The organism is Pseudomonas sp. CC11G (assembly GCF_056174845.1).
This window is the reverse complement of record NZ_JBWBZC010000014.1, coordinates 181757-202242: the sequence shown is the minus strand read 5'-3', so window position 1 is coordinate 202242 and position 20486 is coordinate 181757. Positions and strand designations below refer to the sequence as shown.

General features: G+C 55.6%; 17 protein-coding genes, 1 tRNA gene and 3 pseudogenes. 10 read left to right on the top strand and 11 right to left on the bottom strand.

The features are described from left to right. The first annotated feature begins 194 nt into the window (after positions 1–194). The 5 genes and pseudogenes from AC0V2S_RS18015 to AC0V2S_RS17995 all read left to right on the top strand — a co-directional run bounded on the left by AC0V2S_RS18015 (position 195) and on the right by AC0V2S_RS17995 (position 3821). A complete protein-coding gene (locus tag AC0V2S_RS18015) occupies positions 195–473 on the top strand; it encodes a circularly permuted type 2 ATP-grasp protein (RefSeq protein ID WP_475510920.1) in 279 nt (92 codons plus the stop codon). A gap of 7 nt (positions 474–480) precedes the next feature. Further along, positions 481–1244 (top strand): annotated as a pseudogene (locus AC0V2S_RS18010) (circularly permuted type 2 ATP-grasp protein). A 2-nt stretch (positions 1245–1246) separates the two neighbouring features. After that, positions 1247–2197, top strand: a complete 951-nt coding sequence (locus AC0V2S_RS18005; RefSeq protein WP_475510919.1) for an alpha-E domain-containing protein — start codon at positions 1247–1249, stop codon at positions 2195–2197. Continuing rightward, positions 2194–2994, top strand: coding sequence for a transglutaminase family protein (locus AC0V2S_RS18000; RefSeq protein WP_475510918.1), 801 nt, complete (start codon positions 2194–2196; stop codon positions 2992–2994). Before AC0V2S_RS18005 ends, AC0V2S_RS18000 begins: the two co-directional genes overlap by 4 nt. Before the next feature lie 92 nt (positions 2995–3086). Beyond that, positions 3087–3821 (top strand): proteasome-type protease, encoded by a 735-nt coding sequence (locus tag AC0V2S_RS17995; RefSeq protein WP_475510917.1) that lies wholly within the window; start codon positions 3087–3089, stop codon positions 3819–3821. Between the two features lie 7 nt (positions 3822–3828). Here AC0V2S_RS17995 and AC0V2S_RS17990 read toward each other — a convergent pair whose 3' ends face one another. Next, on the bottom strand, positions 3829–4839 hold the full coding sequence (locus AC0V2S_RS17990; protein ID WP_475510916.1) for a FecR family protein: 1011 nt from the start codon (positions 4837–4839) through the stop codon (positions 3829–3831). A gap of 172 nt (positions 4840–5011) precedes the next feature. Here AC0V2S_RS17990 and AC0V2S_RS17985 point away from each other — a divergent pair, with 172 nt between their 5' ends. Beyond that, entirely contained in the window at positions 5012–5491 is a 480-nt protein-coding gene (locus AC0V2S_RS17985) for a sigma-70 family RNA polymerase sigma factor (protein WP_475510915.1), read from the top strand. A 101-nt stretch (positions 5492–5592) separates the two neighbouring features. Here the strand turns inward: AC0V2S_RS17985 and AC0V2S_RS17980 are convergent, their stop codons facing one another. After that, on the bottom strand, positions 5593–6564 hold the full coding sequence (locus tag AC0V2S_RS17980; RefSeq protein ID WP_475510914.1) for a magnesium and cobalt transport protein CorA: 972 nt from the start codon (positions 6562–6564) through the stop codon (positions 5593–5595). A 233-nt stretch (positions 6565–6797) separates the two neighbouring features. Between AC0V2S_RS17980 and AC0V2S_RS17975 the strand changes: the two genes are divergently transcribed. Together AC0V2S_RS17975 and AC0V2S_RS17970 are read left to right on the top strand one after the other, a co-directional pair. Then, positions 6798–7568 (top strand): DUF2092 domain-containing protein, encoded by a 771-nt coding sequence (locus AC0V2S_RS17975; RefSeq protein ID WP_475510913.1) that lies wholly within the window; start codon positions 6798–6800, stop codon positions 7566–7568. A gap of 379 nt (positions 7569–7947) precedes the next feature. Then, positions 7948–8133, top strand: coding sequence for a hypothetical protein (locus AC0V2S_RS17970; RefSeq protein ID WP_475510912.1), 186 nt, complete (start codon positions 7948–7950; stop codon positions 8131–8133). Between the two features lie 58 nt (positions 8134–8191). On the opposite strand, the pseudogene AC0V2S_RS17965 reads toward AC0V2S_RS17970, so the two are convergent. Further along, a pseudogene (locus AC0V2S_RS17965) lies at positions 8192–8948 on the bottom strand (1-acylglycerol-3-phosphate O-acyltransferase). Positions 8949–9112: 164 nt separating this feature from the next. Further along, on the bottom strand, positions 9113–9802 hold the full coding sequence (locus tag AC0V2S_RS17960) for a crotonase/enoyl-CoA hydratase family protein (RefSeq protein ID WP_475510911.1): 690 nt from the start codon (positions 9800–9802) through the stop codon (positions 9113–9115). A 256-nt stretch (positions 9803–10058) separates the two neighbouring features. Between AC0V2S_RS17960 and AC0V2S_RS17955 the strand changes: the two genes are divergently transcribed. Then, positions 10059–10148 (top strand) — tRNA-Ser (locus AC0V2S_RS17955). A 57-nt stretch (positions 10149–10205) separates the two neighbouring features. Here AC0V2S_RS17955 and egtD read toward each other — a convergent pair. The 7 genes and pseudogenes from egtD to AC0V2S_RS17920 all read right to left on the bottom strand — a co-directional run. Continuing rightward, positions 10206–11042: an L-histidine N(alpha)-methyltransferase gene (gene egtD / locus AC0V2S_RS17950; RefSeq protein WP_475510910.1), complete on the bottom strand. Its 837-nt coding sequence runs from the start codon at positions 11040–11042 to the stop codon at positions 10206–10208. Continuing rightward, the gene (gene egtB, locus AC0V2S_RS17945; protein ID WP_475510909.1) at positions 10967–12331 is read right to left on the bottom strand and encodes an ergothioneine biosynthesis protein EgtB; all 1365 of its coding nucleotides are present in this window, start codon (positions 12329–12331) and stop codon (positions 10967–10969) included. Before egtB ends, egtD begins: the two co-directional genes overlap by 76 nt. Positions 12332–13008: 677 nt before the next feature. After that, the gene (locus tag AC0V2S_RS17940) at positions 13009–13569 is read right to left on the bottom strand and encodes a response regulator (RefSeq protein ID WP_475510908.1); all 561 of its coding nucleotides are present in this window, start codon (positions 13567–13569) and stop codon (positions 13009–13011) included. A gap of 136 nt (positions 13570–13705) precedes the next feature. After that, a complete protein-coding gene (locus AC0V2S_RS17935) occupies positions 13706–14332 on the bottom strand; it encodes a response regulator (protein WP_457437622.1) in 627 nt (208 codons plus the stop codon). Positions 14333–14342: 10 nt separating this feature from the next. Then, entirely contained in the window at positions 14343–17402 is a 3060-nt protein-coding gene (locus tag AC0V2S_RS17930; RefSeq protein WP_475510907.1) for an ATP-binding protein, read from the bottom strand. Positions 17403–17497: 95 nt separating this feature from the next. Next, positions 17498–18097, bottom strand: a complete 600-nt coding sequence (locus tag AC0V2S_RS17925; protein ID WP_475510906.1) for a type 2 periplasmic-binding domain-containing protein — start codon at positions 18095–18097, stop codon at positions 17498–17500. Then, positions 18055–18810 (bottom strand): annotated as a pseudogene (locus tag AC0V2S_RS17920) (EAL domain-containing protein); the annotation flags it as partial. The pseudogene AC0V2S_RS17920 and the gene AC0V2S_RS17925, both read right to left, overlap by 43 nt. A gap of 1102 nt (positions 18811–19912) precedes the next feature. On the opposite strand from AC0V2S_RS17920, the gene AC0V2S_RS17915 reads away from it, so the two are divergent. Further along, positions 19913–20197, top strand: coding sequence for a PDC sensor domain-containing protein (locus AC0V2S_RS17915; RefSeq protein ID WP_475510905.1), 285 nt, complete (start codon positions 19913–19915; stop codon positions 20195–20197). Positions 20198–20486 lie beyond the last annotated feature (289 nt).

The following is a 20486-nucleotide window of genomic DNA, read 5'->3' as shown; positions in this document are numbered from 1 at the left end:
TTCACCCTGTACGGCGACGACCAGGGCACCGAGCGGCTTATTCCCTTCGATATCATCCCGCGCAGTATTCCGGCCAGTGAGTGGCGAATTGTGGAGCGCGGCTGCATCCAGCGGTGCAGGCGTTGAATATGTTCCTCGCCGACCTTACCACGACCAGCGCATTATCAAGGCCGGCTCGTTCCGGCTGAGCAGGTGTGGCCAACGAGGGTTACCAACTGGCGATGCAGGGCCTGAATCTGCACGTGATTTGTACGCGCATATCTCCGGGGTCGACCTGGTGCGTGATGGCGACGGCAACCTACTACGTGCTCGAGGACAACCTGCGTACCCCCAGCGGCGTGAGCTACATGCTCGAAGACCGCAAGATGATGATGCGCCTGTTCCCGAACTGTTCGCCGCCCAGCGCGTGCTGCCCATCGACCATTACCCGAGCCTGCTGCTCGACACCTGAAAAGCTCCAGCCCGCTGGATAACCCCACGGTGGTGGTGCTGACGCCAGGCGCTACAACAGCGCGTACTTCGAACACGCGTTCCTGGCCCGCGAAATGGCGTGGAACTGGTAGAAGGCGCCGACCTGTCGTGCGGGACGACAAGGTCTTTATGGCGCACCCCGCCGGCGCCAAGCCGGTGGATGTGATTTACCGCCGCCTTGACGATGCCTTCCTTGACCCTCTGGCCTTTACCCTGATTCGATGCTCGGCGTGCCGGGCCTGCTGTCGACTTACCGCAGCGGGAATGTGGTGTTGGCGAATGCGATCGGCACCGGGGTGGCGGACGACAAATCCATTTATCCCTACGTCGGCGAGATGATTCGTTTCTACCTCGACGAAGAACCAATTCTGAAAAACGTGCCGACCTTCCAGTGCCGCAAACCGGTCGAACTGCAACATGTGCTGGCTAACCTCGAGCACCTGGTGGTGAAGGAAACCCAAGGTTCCGGCGGCTACGGCATGTTGGTAGGCCCGGCAGCGAGCAAGGCGGAAATCGAAACCTTCCGCGCCCGTTTGATTGCTCGCCCGGAGGCGTATATCGCGCAACCGACCCTGTGCTTGTCGACGTGCCCGACCTTCGTGGAAAACGGCATCGCGCCGCGCCATATCGATTTGCGCCCCTTTGTGCTTTCCGGCAAAGACACCCGTGTAGTGCCCGGCGGGTTGACCCGCGTGGCGCTGCGAGAAGGGTCGCTGGTGGTGAACTCGTCGCAAGGCGGTGGCACCAAAGACACCTGGGTGGTGGAGGACTAATTATGCTGAGCCGCACTGCCTCTGACCTGTACTGGATGTCCCGTTACCTGGAGCGCGCCGAGAACCTCGCGCGCATGCTGGAAGTGAGTTATTCGCTGTCGCTGATGCCGCAGGATGGGCGCGGCAATGGCCTGGAAGAGTTGGCGTTGCCGCTGTTGATCACCGGCACGCTGGACGAATATCTGGAGCGTCACGGCCCGCTGCATGCCGAGCGCATGCTGCACTTTTTTGCCTTGGATTCGGAAAACCCGGCGAGCATTTATTGCTGCTTGCAGGCGGCGCGTACCAACGCCCATGCCGTGCGCGGACGCATCACGGCCGACATGTGGGAAAACATCAACGCCACCTGGCTGGAGATTCGCGGCATTGCCGAACAGGGCCTGGGCCGCTATGGCATCAGCCGGTTCTGCGAGTGGGCCAAGGAGCGTAACCACCTGTTCCGCGGCGCCACCTTCGGCACCATCATGCGTGGTGACCCGTACCGGTTTATCCGCCTGGGTACGTTTATCGAGCGTGCGGACAACACGCTGCGCCTGCTCGATGCGCGCTACGAAATGCTCGGCGAAGACATCGACGAAAACGATGGTCGCCCGGCACGCAGTTATTACCAGTGGACTGCCTTGCTGCGGGCCCTGTCGTCCTTCGAGGCGTTTGCCGAGATTTACCGTGGCTCGCCCAACACCCGCAAGGTCGCGGAGCTGTTGTTGCTGCGTGCCGAAGTGCCGCGCTCGCTGCGTTCGTGCATGGACGAACTGAACCTGATGCTTTCCAGCTTGCCGGGGGACAACGGCCGTCCGGCGCAGCGCCTGGCTGCAGAGCTGGAAGCGCGTTTGCGCTATACCAGTATCAATGAAGTACTCGATGAGGGCCTGCATGGCTGGCTCACCGATTTCATCCTGCTGGTACGCCAGCTAGGCCAAGCCATTCAAACGTCTTACCTGGAGGTCGCATGAGACTCTCGATCAGCCATGACACCACCTATCACTACGAAGACCAGGTGCGTAACAGCATTCAATACCTGCGCATGACCCCGCACGACAGCGAGCGGCAGCAGGTGATCAGCTGGGAACTCAACCTGCCGCGCCCGGTGCGGGCCCAAGTGGACCCGTACGGCAATATCCTCCACGTACTCACGTTGGACGAGCCGCACGAAAGCATCATTCTCGGCGCCCGTGGTCAGGTGGAAATTGACGAGCAACGCGAGTGCGAGCACGAAGCCCAGTCGCCGCTGCCATTCCTGCGTACCACCCGTTTGACCGAGGCCGACCAGGCGCTGCGTGAGTTCGCCCAGACCGAATGCGCCAGCCGCCGTGATCGCTCGTGCATGATCGATTTGATGAACCGCCTCAATGCGCATATTCGCTACCAACCCGACGTTACTGACGTGAAGACCAGCGCCGCCGAAGCCTTCGCCAGTGGCAAGGGCGTGTGCCAGGACCAGACCCACGCCTTTATCGCCTGTGCGCGCAGCCTGGGCGTGCCGGCGCGCTATGTGTCGGGCTACCTGTACACCGACAGCAGCGATCACCTGGCCAGTCACGCCTGGGCCGAAGCCTGGCTGGATGGCGCCTGGTACAGTTTTGACGTGACCAACTGCCTGACTCGCGCCGAGCGCCATCTGAAGTTGGCGGTCGGTCTGGACTATCTGGACGCCTGCCCGGTGCGCGGCATGCGCCGTGGTGGCGGGGTAGAGCAGATGCATGCGCACGTCGAAGTGTCGCCGACCCGCGTTCAGGTGCAACAACAGTAAAACCAAACCGCGACTACCATGGTCAACACCCTAACGCCCGAATCGGCTCCAGCTGGTTCGGGCGTCCTTGTCTCTATGGATCGGATGCCAACATGACCTATTGCGTAGCACTGAACCTGGCCGAAGGCCTGGTGTTCGTTTCCGACTCGCGTACCAACGCCGGGGTCGACCATATCGCCACCTTTCGCAAGCTGCATGTGTTTGCCGTGCCGGGCGAGCGCCTGATTGTGCTGCAAACCGCCGGCAACCTGGCCACCTCGCAGGCGGTGATCAACCTGCTGCGTACGCGGTTAAGCCACGACGGCATTCACCTGAATAACGTGGTGAATCTGTACGGCGCTACCACCTTGGTAGGCGACACCATGCGCGAAGTGCTGGCCCGCGATGCCAACTCGCCGATGGCTGCCGGGGTGGATTTGAGCTGCTCGTTTCTGGTGGGCGGGCAGATCGCCGGGCAAGCGCCGGAGCTGTACAACATCTACCCGCTGGGCAACTTTATTGCGTCCTCGGACGACACCCCGTATTTCCAGATTGGCGAGAGCAAATACGGCAAGCCGATGCTCGACCGCGCCCTGAGTTACCACACCGATCTGGACAAGGCGCTGCGCTGCGCGCTGGTGTCGTTTGACTCGACCATTCGCAGTAATTTGTCGGTGGGGTTTCCGCTGGATGTGGTGGTGTACAAGGCCAATAGCTTGCAGGTGCCGGCGGGCTTCCGGGTGCTGGAAAACGACCCGTACTTTATGGGCGTGCGGGAGCAGTGGTCGGTGGGGTTGAGTCAGTTGCTGGATGAGTTGCCGCCGTTGCCGCCGGAGTATTCGGCGTAGGGCAAGGTCAGCCGCGGTTGCGGATCAGGGTGCTGCCGTCTTTCTGTGGCACCAGCGTAATTGGCAGCACTTTAGGTAGCGCCTTGACCAGGCCGGCGACATCGCGGGTGCTGTAGATGCCGCCGATGCGGATGTCGGCGGCGTTCTGGTCAGCCAGTATCAGCGGTTCGTCCAGGTAGCGATTCAGCAGCGGCACGGCTTCGCCGAGGGTGATGTCGTTGAGGATCAGCTTGCCTTCGCGCCAGGCCAGTGCGGTGTTAGTGTCGACCGATTTTACGCTGGGCTTGAGGTCGCCGGCCTTGAAGCTGGCCTGCATGCCGGGCGTAAGCGTGCTGTCGTTGCCCTGACTTTCGCTTTGTACGCGCACCGAGCCTTCGGTGACCGTGACGACCACGCTGTCTTCGTAACGCCACACGTTGAAGCGGGTGCCTGTGACGGTGACCGAGCCTTCGCCGGCGCTCACTACAAACGGGTGGGCACTGTCGTGGGTAACGTGGAAATAGGCTTCGCCGCTGCTGAGGTTGACGTGACGTTGGTCGCGGAAGTTGAAGAAGCTTAAGTCGCTGTTGCTGTTGAGCTCCACTTCGCTGCCGTCGCCCAGAGTGATGCGGCTGATGTTCTGCTCGGTCTCGAAGTGTTCATACGAATTGGGCAACCAGCCCATCATCCAGCCGCCATAGGCTGCCAGCGGCAAGGCCACCAAGGCCATGGCGATGGCGCGCAATTGCGGACGCCACTTTCGGCGACGTGGGCGTGTCGGGTGGGCGGCTGATGGTGGCGTTTGGCGTGATGCCGGGCGTGGCGTGGCGGCGGGTTCGGCGGCGGGCAGGTGGTCGCTCAGATCCCAGATTTCCAGCATGGCCACATATTCGATGGCATGGCTCTCATCCTCCGCCAGCCACTGCTTGAACCGCGCGCGCTCTTCGTCCGTGCAATCGCTGGCATGCATGCGCATGCACCAGTGTGCGGCGACCTCAGCCAGTGGGTCGTCGAGAGCAGGGGAAGGGGCGTTGTTCATCAGGGAAGGTCGGTTACCGGGTCTTGAAGCTAAAGAGAGGAAAAGTTGGCAATTGAGAATAACTCTTGATACTGGCGATTATAAAATGAATAATTTCGAACTGCCAGTATGACGGTTTGGGTGTTCCACCTTATCGCAGTGTTCGCCGTCACATCTGTGGCCGGGAGTTGTTTTGGAGATTTACTATCGGGAGCTGGTGCGTTTTTTAAGCGCCAAGCTGGGGGACCGACAGGTGGCAGCGGATGTCGCCCACGATGCGTATTTGCGCGTGATGGAGCGCGCCGGCCAGGAACAGATCGCCTCGCCACGTGCCTTTCTCTACCGCACCGCCCTCAACCTGGTGATCGACGAGCACCGGCGCAATTCCCTGCGGCGCACCGAAAATCTGGATGTGCTCGATCAGGACGAACAGTTTTTCTCGCCTTCGCCCCATCGCTCCCTGGCCCAGGACCAACGCTTGGAATTGTTGCAGCGCGCCCTCGATGAATTGCCGCCGATGTGCCGCGATGCCTTTTTGCTGCGCAAGCTCGAAGGGCTTAGCCACGATGAGATTGCCGAGCGCCTAAGCATCTCCCAGAGCCTGGTGGAAAAGCACATCGTGAATGCGATGAAGCATTGCCGGGTGCGGATGAAAGCATGGGATGCGGAGTAGGCCCCGGAATATCGCGTTTTCAGGTCTGGCCAATCGAGGCTAAAGCCTCTCCCACAGGAAACCGCTGCTTTTTGTAGGAGCGGCCTTGGCCGCGAAAATTTTCAGAGCCAATCCATCCGCTTGAAGTTGGCGTAAAGCCCTACGCAACCCACACCAATAACCGTGAGCACCCCGGCATAACCGTAATGCCAGGTGAGCTCTGGCATGTACTGAAAGTTCATCCCGTAAATGCCGGCAATCGCCGTCGGAAACGCCAGAATCGCCGCCCAGGCAGCGAACTTGCGTTGCGTGATGCTTTGCCGCGAAGACTCCAGCAATAGGCCGATTTCAATGGCGTGGTCGGCCATCTCTCGCAGGCCGGTAAGGTCTTCCATCAATCGCTGCACATGAATCTGCACGTCGCGAAAGTACGGGCGCATATGTTTGTCGATAAAGGGGAAGTCCAGCTGCTGCAGCTCGGTGCAGATTTCCACCATCGGCGCGATATAACGGCGGATGCGCAACAGGTGGCGGCGCATGCGCTGGATTTTTTCGACGTCGTCCTGGCTTAGCGGATTGCGCAGTACATGCTGTTCCATGTCTTCGAGCTTGGCGTTGAATTCTTCCAACCGCGGCCGGTAGTTTTCAATCACGAAGCTGAGCAGCGCATACAACACAAAGTCTTCGCCGTGCTCGAGCATCAAGGGCTGGGCTTCGGCGCGTTGGCGTACGCGACCGTAAGACGGTGAGTCGCCGTAGCGGCAACTGATCACGTAGCCCTTGCCGGCGAACAACTGGGTTTCGACGAACACCAGTTTGTCGTCTTCCATCACCGGCGAGTACAGCACCATGAACAGTGCGTCGCCGAAGGTTTCCAGCTTGGGGCGGGTGTGCTGCAGCAAGGCATCTTCGATGGCGAGTGCATGCAGGTTGAATTGCTTTTGCAGGTTGAGCAGTTCTTCGGCGCCGGGGTCGTGCAGGCCGATCCATACAAAGTGGTCGGGCTTGGCCGCCCAGTCTTTGCCTTCGTCCAGAGTGATTTCGGTGACTTTCTTGCCATGGGAATAAACAGCTGCTGCAACGACACTTGTCATGGTTGTTATCCGTACGCTCCAGTTTTTGAATGGCGGCGCGCGCCACGGGCAAGCGTAATGCAAGTTGCCTGGGCTGTATCGCTGAGCGTGAGACAAGCGCGGCGGCAGGAGTGCTCCCGCGTTATGCAAATAACCTGACGCAGTAAAAAGCGCGGCTATGCTCAGACCAGCCAAACGCACCGCCAAAGGAGGGAGAGCATGGCAAACACGCGGTTGTTGGGGCGCTGACACTGTTGGGCACATTGATGGCCGGCACGGTAAGCGCTGATGAGACGGTAAATGTAGATATAGCGGCGGCGCTCGGCACCGTCGTCTACGAACGCGATGCCAAGGCCTTGGCCGCATTGGAAACCATGGGCGGCCAACTACGCGCGCTCAAGCGCTTTGAAATCGATGCCGAGAGCACCACGGATCAGGTAACGGACACCGGCCAGACCCTGCAATTTTCCCACCGCACGCGGCTGAAAGCCGAGCCGCCGAACAAGCTGCAAATCACCGTGGAAGCCCAGCAGCAAAGCAAAAGTCTGTATTACGACGGCAGCCATTTTGTGCTGTATGGCTCGTTGCATAACGCCTACAGCCAACTGCCGGCGCCGGCCAGCATCGGCGAGTTGTTGGCGACGCTACAAAGTGATTACGGCATTCAGTTGCCGCTGGCCGATCTCTTCTATTGGGGCACCGAGCAGGCGCCGCTGGATGAAGTGCTGTCGGCGCTGTACATCGGCCAGGACCAGTTCGACGGCCAGACTTGCGACCATTTCGCCTATCGCCAAGACGGCGTGGACTGGCAACTCTGGCTGCAAACCGGCGCGCAGGCATTGCCGTGTCAGGTGGTGATTACCGACCTCAGCGACGAGGCCCGGCCGCAACACAAGGTGCGCTTGCACTGGAACCTCAAGCCGGCCTTCGATGCGGCGACATTCAGCTTTATTCCGCCGTCCAAGGCCCAGCCGGTGACATTGGCGCCGCGCCAGCCTGCCGCCACTGTGGAGGCGCAGCCATGAGGGAGGTGAGCCGGTTTACATCGAAACGAGCAACCTGCGCTGTCTTGGCGATGTTGATGACGCTAAGCCCGTTGGCGCAAGCCTGGCAGGCGCGGGGCGGGGCGCGTACGCAGGTGTTCCAACCCCACAATATGGGCATGCGGCCGGGGGAGGGCGGTGGAGGCGTGCAGCATCAGATTCCGCCACGGCCTGAGCCGCCACCGCCGCGCCCGATGCCGCCGGGGCCCGGACCTGGGCCGCAGCCGCATCCGCCGGTCCTCAGCCGTATCCACCAGGGCCGGGACCCGGTCCCGGCCCGTGCCGCCGCCGAGACCTATGCCCCCCGCCGCCTCCGCCACCACCGCCGTATCACTATCACGACGGCTGGTACGACCCGGTTGTGGCGGGCGTAGTGATTGGCACCACGACGGCATTGGCGATTGGTGCGGTGACCCAAAGCGTGCCGGCGAACTGCGTGCCGGTGCTGGTGCGCGGGGTGACTTACCAGCAGTGCGGGAGTACGTGGTATCAGCCGCAATATGTGGGCACGGTGTTGCAGTACGTGGTGGTGCCGCCACCGATGTAGCGGCCTAGAAAGCAAAAAGCCCAGCATCGACGCTGGCTTTTTGTTGGGCGATGGCGAATCAGCCGATAACAGGTGCGGGCTTGCTGAGCGGCACTTGGGCTGCGGCAATTTCCCGATCCAGCTCGGCAATGGTTGCCTGCATCTGCGCGTGGCATTTTTCCATCAGCGCGGGGATGTCGTCGGTGGTCATGCCTTCGGTGAAATCGGCGGCAGGGAGCGGATGGTGATATCGCCGCTGTTCCAGCGATTGAGCTGCATCAGAGTGCTATAGGTGCTGACGCACACCGCAGAATCGGCACGCCAGCTGCAATTGCCATCTGGAAGGCGCCTTTCTTGAAGGGCAGCAAACCCTTGCCCACATTGCGCGTACCTTCAGGGAATACCCAGATGGACGTGTCTTTGTGCTGCAGCGTATCGGTGGTGGTCAGCATCGCGCGCTTGGCCTTGATGGCGTTGCCGCGGTCGATCAATACGTTGCCGGCCAGCCAATAAAGCTGACCAAAGAACGGCACCCACTTGAGGCTTTTCTTGCCGATGCTGACGGTGCGTTTAGGCACGACAGCGCCGAGCACGAACAGGTCGTAGTTGGACTGGTGATTGCAAATGATCACGCAGGACGGCGAATGATCGCGCAGGCCTTCGGTTTGGGTCTTCAGCTTCAGGCGCAGCAGCCACAGCGCAGGCCGCGAATAGAGGCGGGCGCACAAGCGGCTGTTATCGGGATTAAACGGCCGGCACAGGCCAATCAAAATGCCCAGTACACCCTGCCAAATAAAGTGCAGGCCCATGAACAACATGCGCAGAAGGAAAAGCATTGGTACGCCCGTTTGGTAAGAGGTCGCGCAGTGTACGGATGTGCACTATTTTCGGCAATCGCCGTTCGGTGGGAGTTTTGTTACAGGCTGCAAGCCAGACGGTACGCGGGCTGCAGCCATAAAAAAGCCCGGCGCAAGGGCCGGGCTCGGTGTTCGCGCAACGCTTAGACGGCGTGCTTCTTGTCTTCTTCGATAGCCCAGTCGAGGGTTTCCAGCAGGGCTTTGCGCACTTTCAGCTTGGTGTTCTTGTGCGCCTTCATATTGATTTTTTTCAGCTGCTGGGCGGCGGCAACAGCGGTTGGCAGCAGTTGGTCTGCGGCCACGACGGTGTCGAGGAAGCCGGCGTCTACCGCGGTCTGCGGGTTGAACATTTCGCCATTGATGACCGAGCGGTGGAACGCCGACTTCTTCAGACGATCACGGGCCAGCTCGATACCGACGTGGTGCATGGTCATGCCGATCTGCACTTCGTTGAGGCCGATGCTGAACGGGCCTTCGACACCGATGCGATAGTCGGACGACAGCAGAATAAAGGCACCCTTGGCAACCGCATGGCCGCCACAGGCGACGATGATCGGGAACGGATGCGACAACATACGGCGTGCCAGGGTGGAACCGGCGGCGACCAGATTAATGGCGTTTTCGGGGCCAGAGGTCATTACTTTCAAGTCATAGCCGCCGGAGAGAATGCCCGGCTGGCCAGTGATGATCACCACGGCGCGATCTTGCTCGGCGCGGTCCAGGGCTGCGTTGAAGGCAGCGATCACATCCGGAGAAATGGCGTTTACCTTGCCATTGCTCAGGGTGAGGGTGGCAATGCCGTCGTCTAGTTGGTAGCTGATCAGGTCGCTCATGGCACAAATCCTTGCTCGGGCAGGTATAGAAGGTGGGCAGACGTTACCGACGCCTGCCGTGGAGGTAAGCGCTAAGGCTGACCGGGCAGTCGCGTGCCGAGCCGTCTACGTCCTCGTTAAGGTTTAGTTGGAGGAATGAAGAAGAAGCCAACTTTTTTCGCTTAAGCACATGAATCCGTTAAAAAATCTTTTGCCTTTAGGAGAACCTTCGGATAGATTAGCGCGCCTCGACAGACCTAACCGGTTATCGAGAAACGGTGAAGTGTCCGAGTGGCTTAAGGAGCACGCCTGGAAAGTGTGTATACGAGAAATCGTATCGAGAGTTCGAATCTCTCCTTCACCGCCATATATAGAAAAGCCCCGCAACTTAATAAGTTGCGGGGCTTTTTGCATTTCGGGCCATTTAACCGTGAAGCAGAAAAATGCCCACTTGCGGCGCTGGGCTCAGCCACTGGCGCTCCAGGGTCCAGCCGGCTGATTGGGCCAGGCGCTGGATGGAGTCCGGGGTGTATTTGTGAGAGCACTCGGTATGCAGGCGCTCGCCCTCGGCGAAGTGGAAGATTTGGCCTGCGGCTTCGACGTCCTGGTCCTGGGTGCTGACCAAGAACATTTCCATGCAGCTTTGCTCCGGATTCCACTGCGCCCGGTGAAGGAACTGCTCCAGATTGAAGGTGCCACCCAATTCGCGATTGATACGGGCCAACAGGTTCTTGTTGAACTGGGCGGTGATGCCGTCAGCATCGTCGTAAGCGGCTTCCAGCGTGGAGATGTCTTTGAGCATATCCAGGCCGACAATCAACCGCGCATCATCGCCAAGAAAACGTCGTACGGATCGCAAGAAGTCGACGGAGTCTTGCTGGCAAAAATTACCCAGCGTTGAACCCGGAAAGAAGGCTACCCGCGGGCGAGTGCGTGCCGGCATCGGCAGCTCTCCCAGGTGGCAGAAGTCGCCCACCTCCGGCGCCACCCAGAGGGCGGGATAGTCTTTTTGCAGCTGCACGGTGGCGTTGCGTAGCGCGGATTCGCTGATGTCCAGCGGGATATAGACGTCGAGTTGGGGTGAAGCTTCCAGCAGAAGACGGGTTTTGATGCTGGCCCCGCTGCCGAATTCGATTAGCGCGGCGCCGTCTGGAATGCAGGAAGAAAGCTCTTGGGCAATATCCTTCAATAAGGCGGTTTCGGCGCGGGTGGGATAGTACTCACGGGTACGACAAATCGCTTCGAACAACTCCGAGCCCACGGCATCGTAGAAGTACTTTGGCGCCAGACTTTTCTCCGCTTGCTTAGGCCTGCGCGTACATCCTGTGCGAAGCCAGAACTGTGGGCGGCGGTATTTTGCTTGTCGGCCTCATGCGCAGAGGGAAGGTCTCTTGCCAGGCGCAGCCCCGAAAACATCCAACGCTGACCGGGGTAAAAGAAGTTCCGGTAGCTAAGGCGTGAGTGGCCCCTTGGCGTTATGCAAGAGCCGCCGCGTAACACCAGTTGGCTCACCATGAATTTGCCGTTGTATTCGCCAATGGCATTGCTGGCCGGTCGGAACCCGGGGTAGGGCGCGTAGGCGCTTTGAGTCCACTGCCAGGCGTTGTCTTCAATCTGTTCAAGGAGGCCCGAGCGCGCTGCAATTTCCCATTCGGTTTCGCTTGGAAGGCGTGCATTCGCCCATGTGGCGTAGGCGCACGCTTCGTAATAGCTGATATGCATGACGGGCGCCGCCGGATCAATGTTCCTAAGCCCGGCAAGACTCATCTGACGCCAGCCGTTTGTATCGCGCTGCCAATACAAGGGCGCTTCCCAGCCCTCATTCTGGACAGTCGTCCAGCCTTCTGAAAACCAAAGGTCGGCGCGGGCGTAGCCGCCGTCTGCCATAAAGGCCAGCCATTCGCCATTGCTGACTAGGCGATCACTAATTTCAAAAGGCTGCAACCAAGTGGCGTGACGAGGGTTTTCATTGTCGAAGGAAAATTCATCGCCAATATGGCCCAGTTCGACCATGCCGCCCGCCATCAATTGGTAATGGCCATGACGATCGCCAGACGGTTCGCGCCAGGCGGGGGAATAGGCTGGCTTGAGCGGCGAGAGGCTGAATAGGTGAAGCACGTCCATTAGCAACAGTTCCTGATGCTGCTCCTCATGTGCCAACCCGAGTTCTACCAGTGCGGTCAAATCGGAAGTCAGGCTGCCCGCCAGCAGGCCTTGCATATGCTCATCGACATGGCGGCGGTATTCGCGGATACGGGTAATGGGTGGCCGACTCAACATCCCGCGCTGTGGACGGGGTTGGCGAGGGCCGAGCGCTTCGTAATAGGAGTTGAAGAGGTAGCCGAAGCTGGGATCGAACTCGGTGTAGTCAGACAAGTGTTCTTTAAGCAGGAACGTTTCGAAAAACCAGCTGGTGTGCGCGATATGCCATTTTGCCGGGCTGGCATCGGACATGGACTGCACCACCATATCCTCGTCGCTCAAGGGCGCTATCAGTGATTCGCTGTGGCGGCGGACATGCAGATAACGCTCTAGCAGGCTGGTGTTCATCGGTTGTCCTCAAGCACCGTCGCAACCGGAGCCCGCGTGTGGAGCGGTTCAGTGGTGCGAGGCAGGTAAACAGAGATGTACAACGGGCGATATTTCGCCTCGCTTCGGGTTATAGGTCTGATGCATTAGGTTCTAAAAAAGTTCGTCGGAGTTGGGCGGGCAGCCGCCGAGCGGCTTGCTGGTCCAGCGTAGCAGCTGGGGTGATGGGGGCCGGTCATGAGCTGGACATCAGATAGATGGATTTACGGATACCACGCAATGGTCAGCATCACTGGCCATTGCGTACCCGTTAATGGCATCCCGCGCTAGCTCCCAGGGGCGGGCTGCTTACTTGTATCTACTGGCTCGCTGGAAGGACTGGATGTTCCGGATGAGCCGCTTTTGTTCTCGTCACGACCGGTGCCGTCAGTACCAGGCTTAGGCGCGCTGTCAGGGCCATCAATTCCGGTACCGATACCCTGCTCGGCACCGGTACCAGGTGTAGGCAATGTAGGGGGTGTGGGATTAGTCGGCCCAGTGCTATCCGCGCTGGGCACTGAACCATCCGTGCTGCCGGCAGCAAATGTGCCGGAAGCGCTTACAAGTAAGCCGGTCAAGCAGAGCGATAAGATCGAGGCTTTGTTCATGCCAGGTTTCCTTAGCAAGGTGTTGACCTTACTTTGGCTCGGCAAGAGCCCTCAGGGTTCGTTAAAACAGATCAATGGCAGCATTGCGGGCTCTTGTTCTGAGCAGAAGGTCACGTCCTGATCGGGGAGGTTGGCACCACTTTCCTCCTCAATCGAGCTGGATAGGGGGGCAGGTTGGAGAAAGGTTGCAGCGGGTCGATGGGCCAACTTGACGCGCGGTTGCCTCAATACACTGATTGGAACCACCGTGAAGCCTGCCATCATTCCATGAAGAATCGCTATGAGCTCTTCATCGCTCCGTTGAGCCGAAAGAAAACCGGATACCCCTGCCCGTATGAAGGCTTGTGTAGCTCGGTTGGGCCCTTCAGAGGAATACACCAAAACATTCACGCTCGGGCCGAGACTGGTTATTTTGGAAACAACACCGGCCTGACGTCGAACTGAACAGTGAAAGCTGAAGATGATGATGTTGGGGATGTGAAGTTCGCTGAACGTTAACGATTGTTCGAGGTTGTTAGCTTCACCACATATGTTGAAGCCATGGTTTTCGCATATGATTCTAAGATGGGTAATAACTTCGGAACGGTCACTTGCTATCAGTATTTTATACATGCGCTTCCTGCGCTCCTCTTAATAAACCGCCCACAAGATGGGTGGATTAGATTAGGAGGCGCGCAGGAGCTCAGATGCAGGAACGTTCTGAAGAGTAAGAGTGTAAGTTAAGAAGACGTGGGCTAAGCGTCTTCCTTCAGCCCAGACCGTTACGTTTGGCAAAGTCCACGAGGGCGACAAGGTTGAAAGCATTCAATTTGAGTTGAAGCCGAGTCTTGTAGGTGCTGATGGTTTTATTGCTGAGCAGCAGAGAATCGCCAATCTCTTTGTTAGATTTACCTTGTGCCAGCATTTGCAGAACCATGATTTCGCGGTCCGACAAGCTATTTAACATCGCGTGTTCGCTGCTGTTCGAGATAGTGGGATTAACCGTGCTAAGAATATCTGTAGGGAAAAAACTGTAACCAGAGAGCGCAGCCCAAACTGCTCGTTGAAGCTCTTCCAGGTTATCTCCTTTAGTCACGAAACCTGCTGCTCCGGCTTTCATACAGCGGAACGCCAGAAGGTCTGCCGGCTGTGAGGTGAGAATCAGCACGCGTGGGCGTGGTTTGAGTGTGCTGATACGAGCGAGCACCTCAAGGCCATCAATTTTGGGAATGCCAATATCTAGTATGACCAGGTCTGGTCGATGGTTTCTGATTAACGTAAGAGCATCCACACCATTGTCGGTTTCTCCAACCAAGGTGTGACCTTCCCGTTCCAGCAGCAGTTTGACGGCCAGCCGAATGACCGGATGATCGTCGACGATAAGTACCTTTCCCATAAATATCCCGTTAGTTGATAGTTGGTTGAGTGTTGATTGATTTTAGGTGGCTAGCAAGTGCTACTTGTAATAGTTCAAGTGTGTGGCAAAAGGTTATGGCTAGTGATTTTTTCTGGTCGTCGGAAACACCGTTATCAAGAGCAGTCTCATAAGCTTGTGCGGTATCTATCAGGGTTTTAGAGTTGATTAGTCTTGCGACTCCTTTAAGGCGATGAGCGAGAAGAGCAATTTCTTTCCATTGTGAATCGATGATACGTTCCTTTAGCTGCTGTAGATCCAGATCGTTGCTGGTATGAAGCTGTGTTATCAACATTGCCGCCAGCTTTTCGTTTCCGTTAGTAATCCCGGCAATACTGGCGTGATCGATAAGATTGGACGGTTCGTTGTTCTGAATAGTGGCTCCGATTACATTGTCGGAACGAGGCGTCAGATTTTCTATGCAGGCCGATAAATCAGCGAGGCTGACTGGTTTGAACAAACAACCGTCCATGCCCGCGTCCAAGCATTTAGCGTGCTCTTGTGGCTGGGCATTAGCGGTGAAGCCCATGACCCAGCAGGGCTTCAAGTTTGTTTTTGCTTCGTGGCTGCGCCATTCACGACTCAGTTCGTAGCCGTCCATCAGCGGCATATTGCAATCGGTGATCACGAGATCAAATGGCTGCTGAAATAATAATTCCAATGCCTGCAGCCCATTTTCGGCTTCCTGCACGGTATGACCCAAAAACTGCAACTGTTGACCAAGCAACAAACGATTTGCTGGATGGTCGTCTACCAACAGAACGTTTAACTGTTTGGCCATCTGCTTGTCTGCCGGTGCGCTTAATACTTGCGGCGCGTGCTCCAGTTCCTGGGCTATCAGTTTGATGCGGACCCGTGTGCCCTTCCCAATTGCGCTGTGCAATTCAAGTGAGCCTCCCATCATTTGTACCAGTTGGCGGCAAATCGCCAGGCCTAAGCCGGTACCTCCACGGCTATGGGACACATTGGAGGCTTGGGTAAAGGGTTTGAATAGCTTTTCCTGATCTTCTGGTGATACCCCGATTCCGCTATCGGAGATTTCAATAACTATATGAGCGCCTTCTGGCGAACTGTTGGTACTGACCTTGATTTCTACACCTCCCGAGTCGGTGAACTTGATGGCGTTGCTAAGAATATTGGAGAGAACTTGCTTGAGCCGGCCCGCGTCTACCGAGACGTCATGAGTTGACTTTAGGTTCTCCTCCAAGCGTAGATACAAGCCTTTTTGCCGCGCTACTCCGCTAAAGATTCGACTGACGGAGTGAGTAATCTCGGATAGATTGCTGCGCTGTACCATGAGGTTCAGGTTCCCTGATTCTATTTTCGCAAGATCGAGAATGTCATCAATCAGCCCGATCAGTGATTTGGACGATTCATACGCGACTTCAAGGTCGTCACGGTCCCACGCATCGCCTTGCTCGATTCTTTGAATGGTGAGCTCGAGCAAGCCGATGATGGCGTTTAACGGCGTGCGGATTTCATGACTCATAACGGCCAGAAATCGACTTTTTGCGTCATTAGCCTGCACTGCCCGGTCGTGTGAATCACGGAGTTGCTGGAGTAAAAGAACGTTAGACGTCATATCAGCGTAGCCAGAAATCAGGCCGGCGATATTTCCGTTCTTATCGGTGTACGGCCGATCCCACTGCCGGAACGTGAGGAGGGCTCCATTAACCGTCGCATCAAACTGACGCTGAGCGGGGGCGCCGATTTTTAGCGTCTGAAAGTAAAAACGCTGATGTTCTTTGGCCTGCTCGCGCTCCACACAGATAAATTCAAATGTGCTTTTCCCAATAACGTCTTGCGGTTGCGCTCTTAGCTGGGAGTAGAAAACCTGGTTGCAAAATACGAATCTGCCTTCAAGATCACGTACGGAAATTGCCATCGGTATGCTATCCAAAAGAGTGCTGCGGAATTCAAAGCGTTCCGCCTCGCGCTGTATATGCCTGCGTTTTATAAATAAATACAGAATCTGGCTAAGAAGCAATAATGAGATAAAGGCTGCGAAAATGCTAAGTAAACGAAAAGAAGAGATGTATTCCTTCCAGACGCTAGTTTGAGCCGGCGCAACCGCCTTCCAGTTGCTCATCAGTGCATTCATATGGCTGGGGCCAAGCTGTTCGATGACCTTCGTAATAACGCTATACAGTTCGGTCTGCTCGGGTCGGATAGAAAAAGGAAGATTTGCGGGTAAATCTGGAAGGGATGTGGACACTTTCAGATCATGGGAAAAATATTGCCGTATCAGATAGGTGGCGGTTGGCAGTAATGTAATAGCAGCATCAGCTTCGCCATTTGCAACTGCTACAAGGCTATCGAGCTGAGAAGCTTTTCTGATCACTAAAGCGGTTGGTTGTAACTCTGTAACTCGGCCTGCTACAAAATTGCCGCGCTGAAGTGCAACTTTTTTTCCTTTGAGATCTGCAATCGAGGAAATTTTGCTATCTTTACGGGTCACCAGTGCAAAGCTGTTAAATAGATAGGGTTCAGTGAAACGCAGATATGTGGAGCGTTCTTCATTAGGCAGAAGCGTTAAGGTCATGTCGGCACTTTTTTTACGTAAGTTTTGCTCTAGCTCATCCAGCGATGATGTGTCGATAATTTTGAAATTTATTCCAACTGCCTGGCTTATTTCTGCGAGAAGATCGATGACGACGCCTTTCATTTCTCCATTCTCGTCGTAGAAACTATAGGGCGGTAACGAGGAGTTGACAGCCACGGCAATATCCGGATGTCCTGATAACCATTGTTGTTCTTCGAAGGTGAACGATATTTCTGCAGGTGTTTCAATACCTATGTTGGCAGCCCAATAATTAAGTATTTTATTTTTATGTGAAGATCGTGCGTTTTTCAAAACCGCATCAAATAACAACGGCAATCTATCGTTGTCTTTTCGAAACAAAAAGCTGTAACCGTTTTTCTCCAAATTTTTGGAAGGGTAGGCGTGGATGTGCTGTAGTTCTCCTTGGCCCTTGTAATATCCGACCTCGACAGGATCACCGATGTACCATCGTTGCCGTTGGTACTCAACGGAGTGGAGTGCTTCAAGCACCGAGTTAAAGACGGTAAGGGAATAGTTTTCAAAGTGCTCGGAAATAGTTTTCTCATCGACGAAGTTCCCTGAGAAAGCAATATCTCCTTGGACTTTTATTTTAGAAAAGCCCAGTTCGGAACCGCGACCGACAATGATGGGGAGTTCAAAACATAAGGTGCCGACTGCGTAAGTTCTGGGTCTGGGCCATCTTTTAAGCCACCTTTGCTGAGTAGATCAACCTCACCACGTTTTAACGCCTGGACCGCAGAGTTCCAGTCCGAATACATAAGTATTTGGGTTTCCAGATTCAAGCTATTAGCGATCAGATAAACATGGTCGGCTACGATGCCTTTGAGGCTGCGACCTTGTATTATCTCGTACGGTTCAAAAATTTCCTGGCTGATCCCCAGGGTCAGAACTTTTTTGTTTTTCAGCCAATCACGAGTGTTTTCATCAACGGCTAGCGTCACTTTTGGCGCAATAATTGTGGGCGCTAGTGTAATGGCTTCCACTGCGTTGGCCGGGGAAGTGATAAATAATGCCAGTGCGCATAAAAGGTTTACCACGACACTGCAGATATTGGTGTTGGAAGCGATGTTGTGGGGTTGTTGATGATAAACATTGCATTCACTCTGCCAGCGGCAAGATAGGGTGCGGTAAAAGAGTTCAGCTATTTTCTTGAGGGTGTTAGCTGTTTTATAATGCTTAACCATTTTAAGAGATTCTTTGCATTGACTGGAGGTGAGAACAGATAACCTTGGCCAATGTGGCAATTCATTTTTTGAAGTGCTTGGAGTTGTTCTTCTGTTTCGATGCCTTCGCCTACTAACTGAACGTTAATTTCTTCGCTAAATTTTGCCATATGAGCAACAGCTACCTGTGTGCGCCTGTTGTAGGGCAGGCTTTTTGTGAAGCTCATGTCCAGTTTGACTTCTGTGCAAGGCAGTTCACATACCCGCTGAAGAGAGGACAGTCCGGCACCAAAGTCATCGATAGAAATTTCGCAGCCGAGCAATCGAAGTTGGATAAGATTGAGCATGCAGTCGGCAGGCGATCGTAGCGCGCTGCATTCGGTAATTTCCAAGATGAGATTGCTGGCGCGAAACTTTCTTGCGCTGAGTAGAACATTTATTTTTTTGTGGAAGTCTGGGTTGCAAATTTGTGTTGCATCAATATTGACTGCTAGCTTGAAATTTTCTTCAAGATCTTGTTGTTTGACGAAGTCCAACGCTTGTTCAAGTATGTTTAAGGTCATTGTATCAATATGACCAAAACGTTTGGCGACATCCATAAAGCTGTTCGGTCCAAGGATACCCAGGCTTGGGTGGTTCCAACGCATTAAAATCTCCGCTCCGACAACTTCCATTGTCTGGATGTTCACCTTTGGCTGGTAATACGGAATGAATTGTTTTTTTCTGGCCGCATTTGAGACTGCTTTTGCCGAATAGGATCTGTTGTTGCTTGGCTGCTATAGAGCGCTGCGTGGCGCGATAGTTGGTTAGCGCTGCTTGAATTTCCATCTTTGAGAATGGTTTGCTTAACTCACCCAATATGGAATAGCCGCAGTGACGTGCAAGTCCCGGGTTGCGGTTTTGAGATCTGATGGTGTTTCAGTGATTAACAGTAGCGAGTGAACGCGTCCATGCTTTTTTAGGTCGCGCAATAAACCCAAGCCAGTGGCGCTGGGTGCGCTGATCGTACAGATCAAAATATCGAACCCGCCTTCTTGGAGGATAAGTTCTATTGCTCTTCTGTATCTGTTGCGGTGAATACCTGTGTGTATCCCAGCGATCTAAGCGTGGCTGCCATTGCTTGCTGTGCAAGTGAATGATCTTCTGAAATAAGAATTTTTGGCTGGGACATTCTGGCATCCTCGCTTAAAGAATAAGTGGAGGAAATATCCCAGTCAGCTAACGGGCTTTATGTAGAAACCTGTCTCTATTGGATGTAGGAAAATGCTTATAGATGTCAATTTTAGATTTTTGTCTGGCTTTTGATCAGAGGCGGCATTGAGGTATTAGCGTGTTCGGCTCGACTGAATGTTGCTGTAGGTTATTTCGCCAATGTCTGAGTCCGCATCGACACCTCGGGGCTGCTGACTCTGAAGCCCAAATTGATTTCGTGGTTTTATAGGACTTCAGCGGGCGATAGCGTCGTCTATTCTTGGGGCAGTCGTCTGCACTCGGGTCTAGGTATGCCTGCCTTGGCGAGTCGGATACCTGTCGAGCACAGCTGAAAATTTCTGGCGCATGAATACGAGCGTTGGCGTGTGACGAAATCTATTGATGGTTGTTGATCATCGTGTGCCAGTTCTGATTGGCATGCTGTTGTTTTCCTGCGTGGCGGTTTTGCGGCCAGTGAGTCTTACCGGCTCATGGTCGAATCGCGCTTTCGCAGCGCCGAGCAGGCTCTCAACCGTGAGAATGCTACCAGTCTGGAAAGCGTGACCCTCAACGGCAAAGCTATGGGCGCTCTGTTGCTCGCAGGGGCTCTTAATCCTTCGGTGCGTACCGCTTCATTGGAACCACGTGAGCCACGCCAAGCAGTTCAATATCGCTCGGCCGGCCTTGCAGATTATTGCGAAGAGGGTTGGGGCGAACCTGGTGTTCGTCGTGGATGAAAAGGGCACCATCACCAGCGATTGGAACAATGAGTACATCAGCCCGATCGGCGTGGACGTTAGCTATCGCCCGTATTTCACCCAGGCAATTCGCGGATTACCCACTGTTCATGGCGGGGTCAGTTCGGTTACAGGCCGGTTGGTGTACTTCGTTGCCGCTCCGGTTTATCTGGAAGCGGTAGCAGTGAGGTAACCGGCGCGGTGGTCGGACAGTTCGAAGCCAGTGAGCTGCAGGCATTTGTTGCCAACGACAGCACGCGTACAGGTCTGTTGTTTCGCCACAGGGCGTGGTGTTTACGTCCGGCCGTTCGGACTGGCGCCTGCAAACGGTAGGTGTCAAATCGCCAGAGCAAATTCGCGCGATAGCGCAGAGTAAACAATTTGGTAGCTACTTCGATGACAAAGAGCAGGTGAGAACGCTGCCTTTCGACCTGGAGGACGACATTGTGCGGGTCGAGGAAAAGCGCTACGCGCGTCTCCTC

Excerpts from the sequence above, each read along its gene's own strand:
- AC0V2S_RS17990 (WP_475510916.1), bottom strand. The coding sequence starts at position 4,839 with ATGAACAACGCCCCTTCCCCTGCTCTCGACGACCCACTGGCTGAGGTC.
- AC0V2S_RS17925 (WP_475510906.1), bottom strand. The coding sequence starts at position 18,097 with ATGGTTAAGCATTATAAAACAGCTAACACCCTCAAGAAAATAGCTGAA.
- AC0V2S_RS18005 (WP_475510919.1), top strand. The coding sequence starts at position 1,247 with ATGCTGAGCCGCACTGCCTCTGACCTGTACTGGATGTCCCGTTACCTG.
- egtB (WP_475510909.1), bottom strand. The coding sequence starts at position 12,331 with ATGAACACCAGCCTGCTAGAGCGTTATCTGCATGTCCGCCGCCACAGC.
- AC0V2S_RS17935 (WP_457437622.1), bottom strand. The coding sequence starts at position 14,332 with ATGGGAAAGGTACTTATCGTCGACGATCATCCGGTCATTCGGCTGGCC.
- AC0V2S_RS17995 (WP_475510917.1), top strand. The coding sequence starts at position 3,087 with ATGACCTATTGCGTAGCACTGAACCTGGCCGAAGGCCTGGTGTTCGTT.
- AC0V2S_RS17960 (WP_475510911.1), bottom strand. The coding sequence starts at position 9,802 with ATGAGCGACCTGATCAGCTACCAACTAGACGACGGCATTGCCACCCTC.
- AC0V2S_RS18000 (WP_475510918.1), top strand. The coding sequence starts at position 2,194 with ATGAGACTCTCGATCAGCCATGACACCACCTATCACTACGAAGACCAG.
- AC0V2S_RS17940 (WP_475510908.1), bottom strand. The coding sequence starts at position 13,569 with ATGTATAAAATACTGATAGCAAGTGACCGTTCCGAAGTTATTACCCAT.
- AC0V2S_RS17980 (WP_475510914.1), bottom strand. The coding sequence starts at position 6,564 with ATGACAAGTGTCGTTGCAGCAGCTGTTTATTCCCATGGCAAGAAAGTC.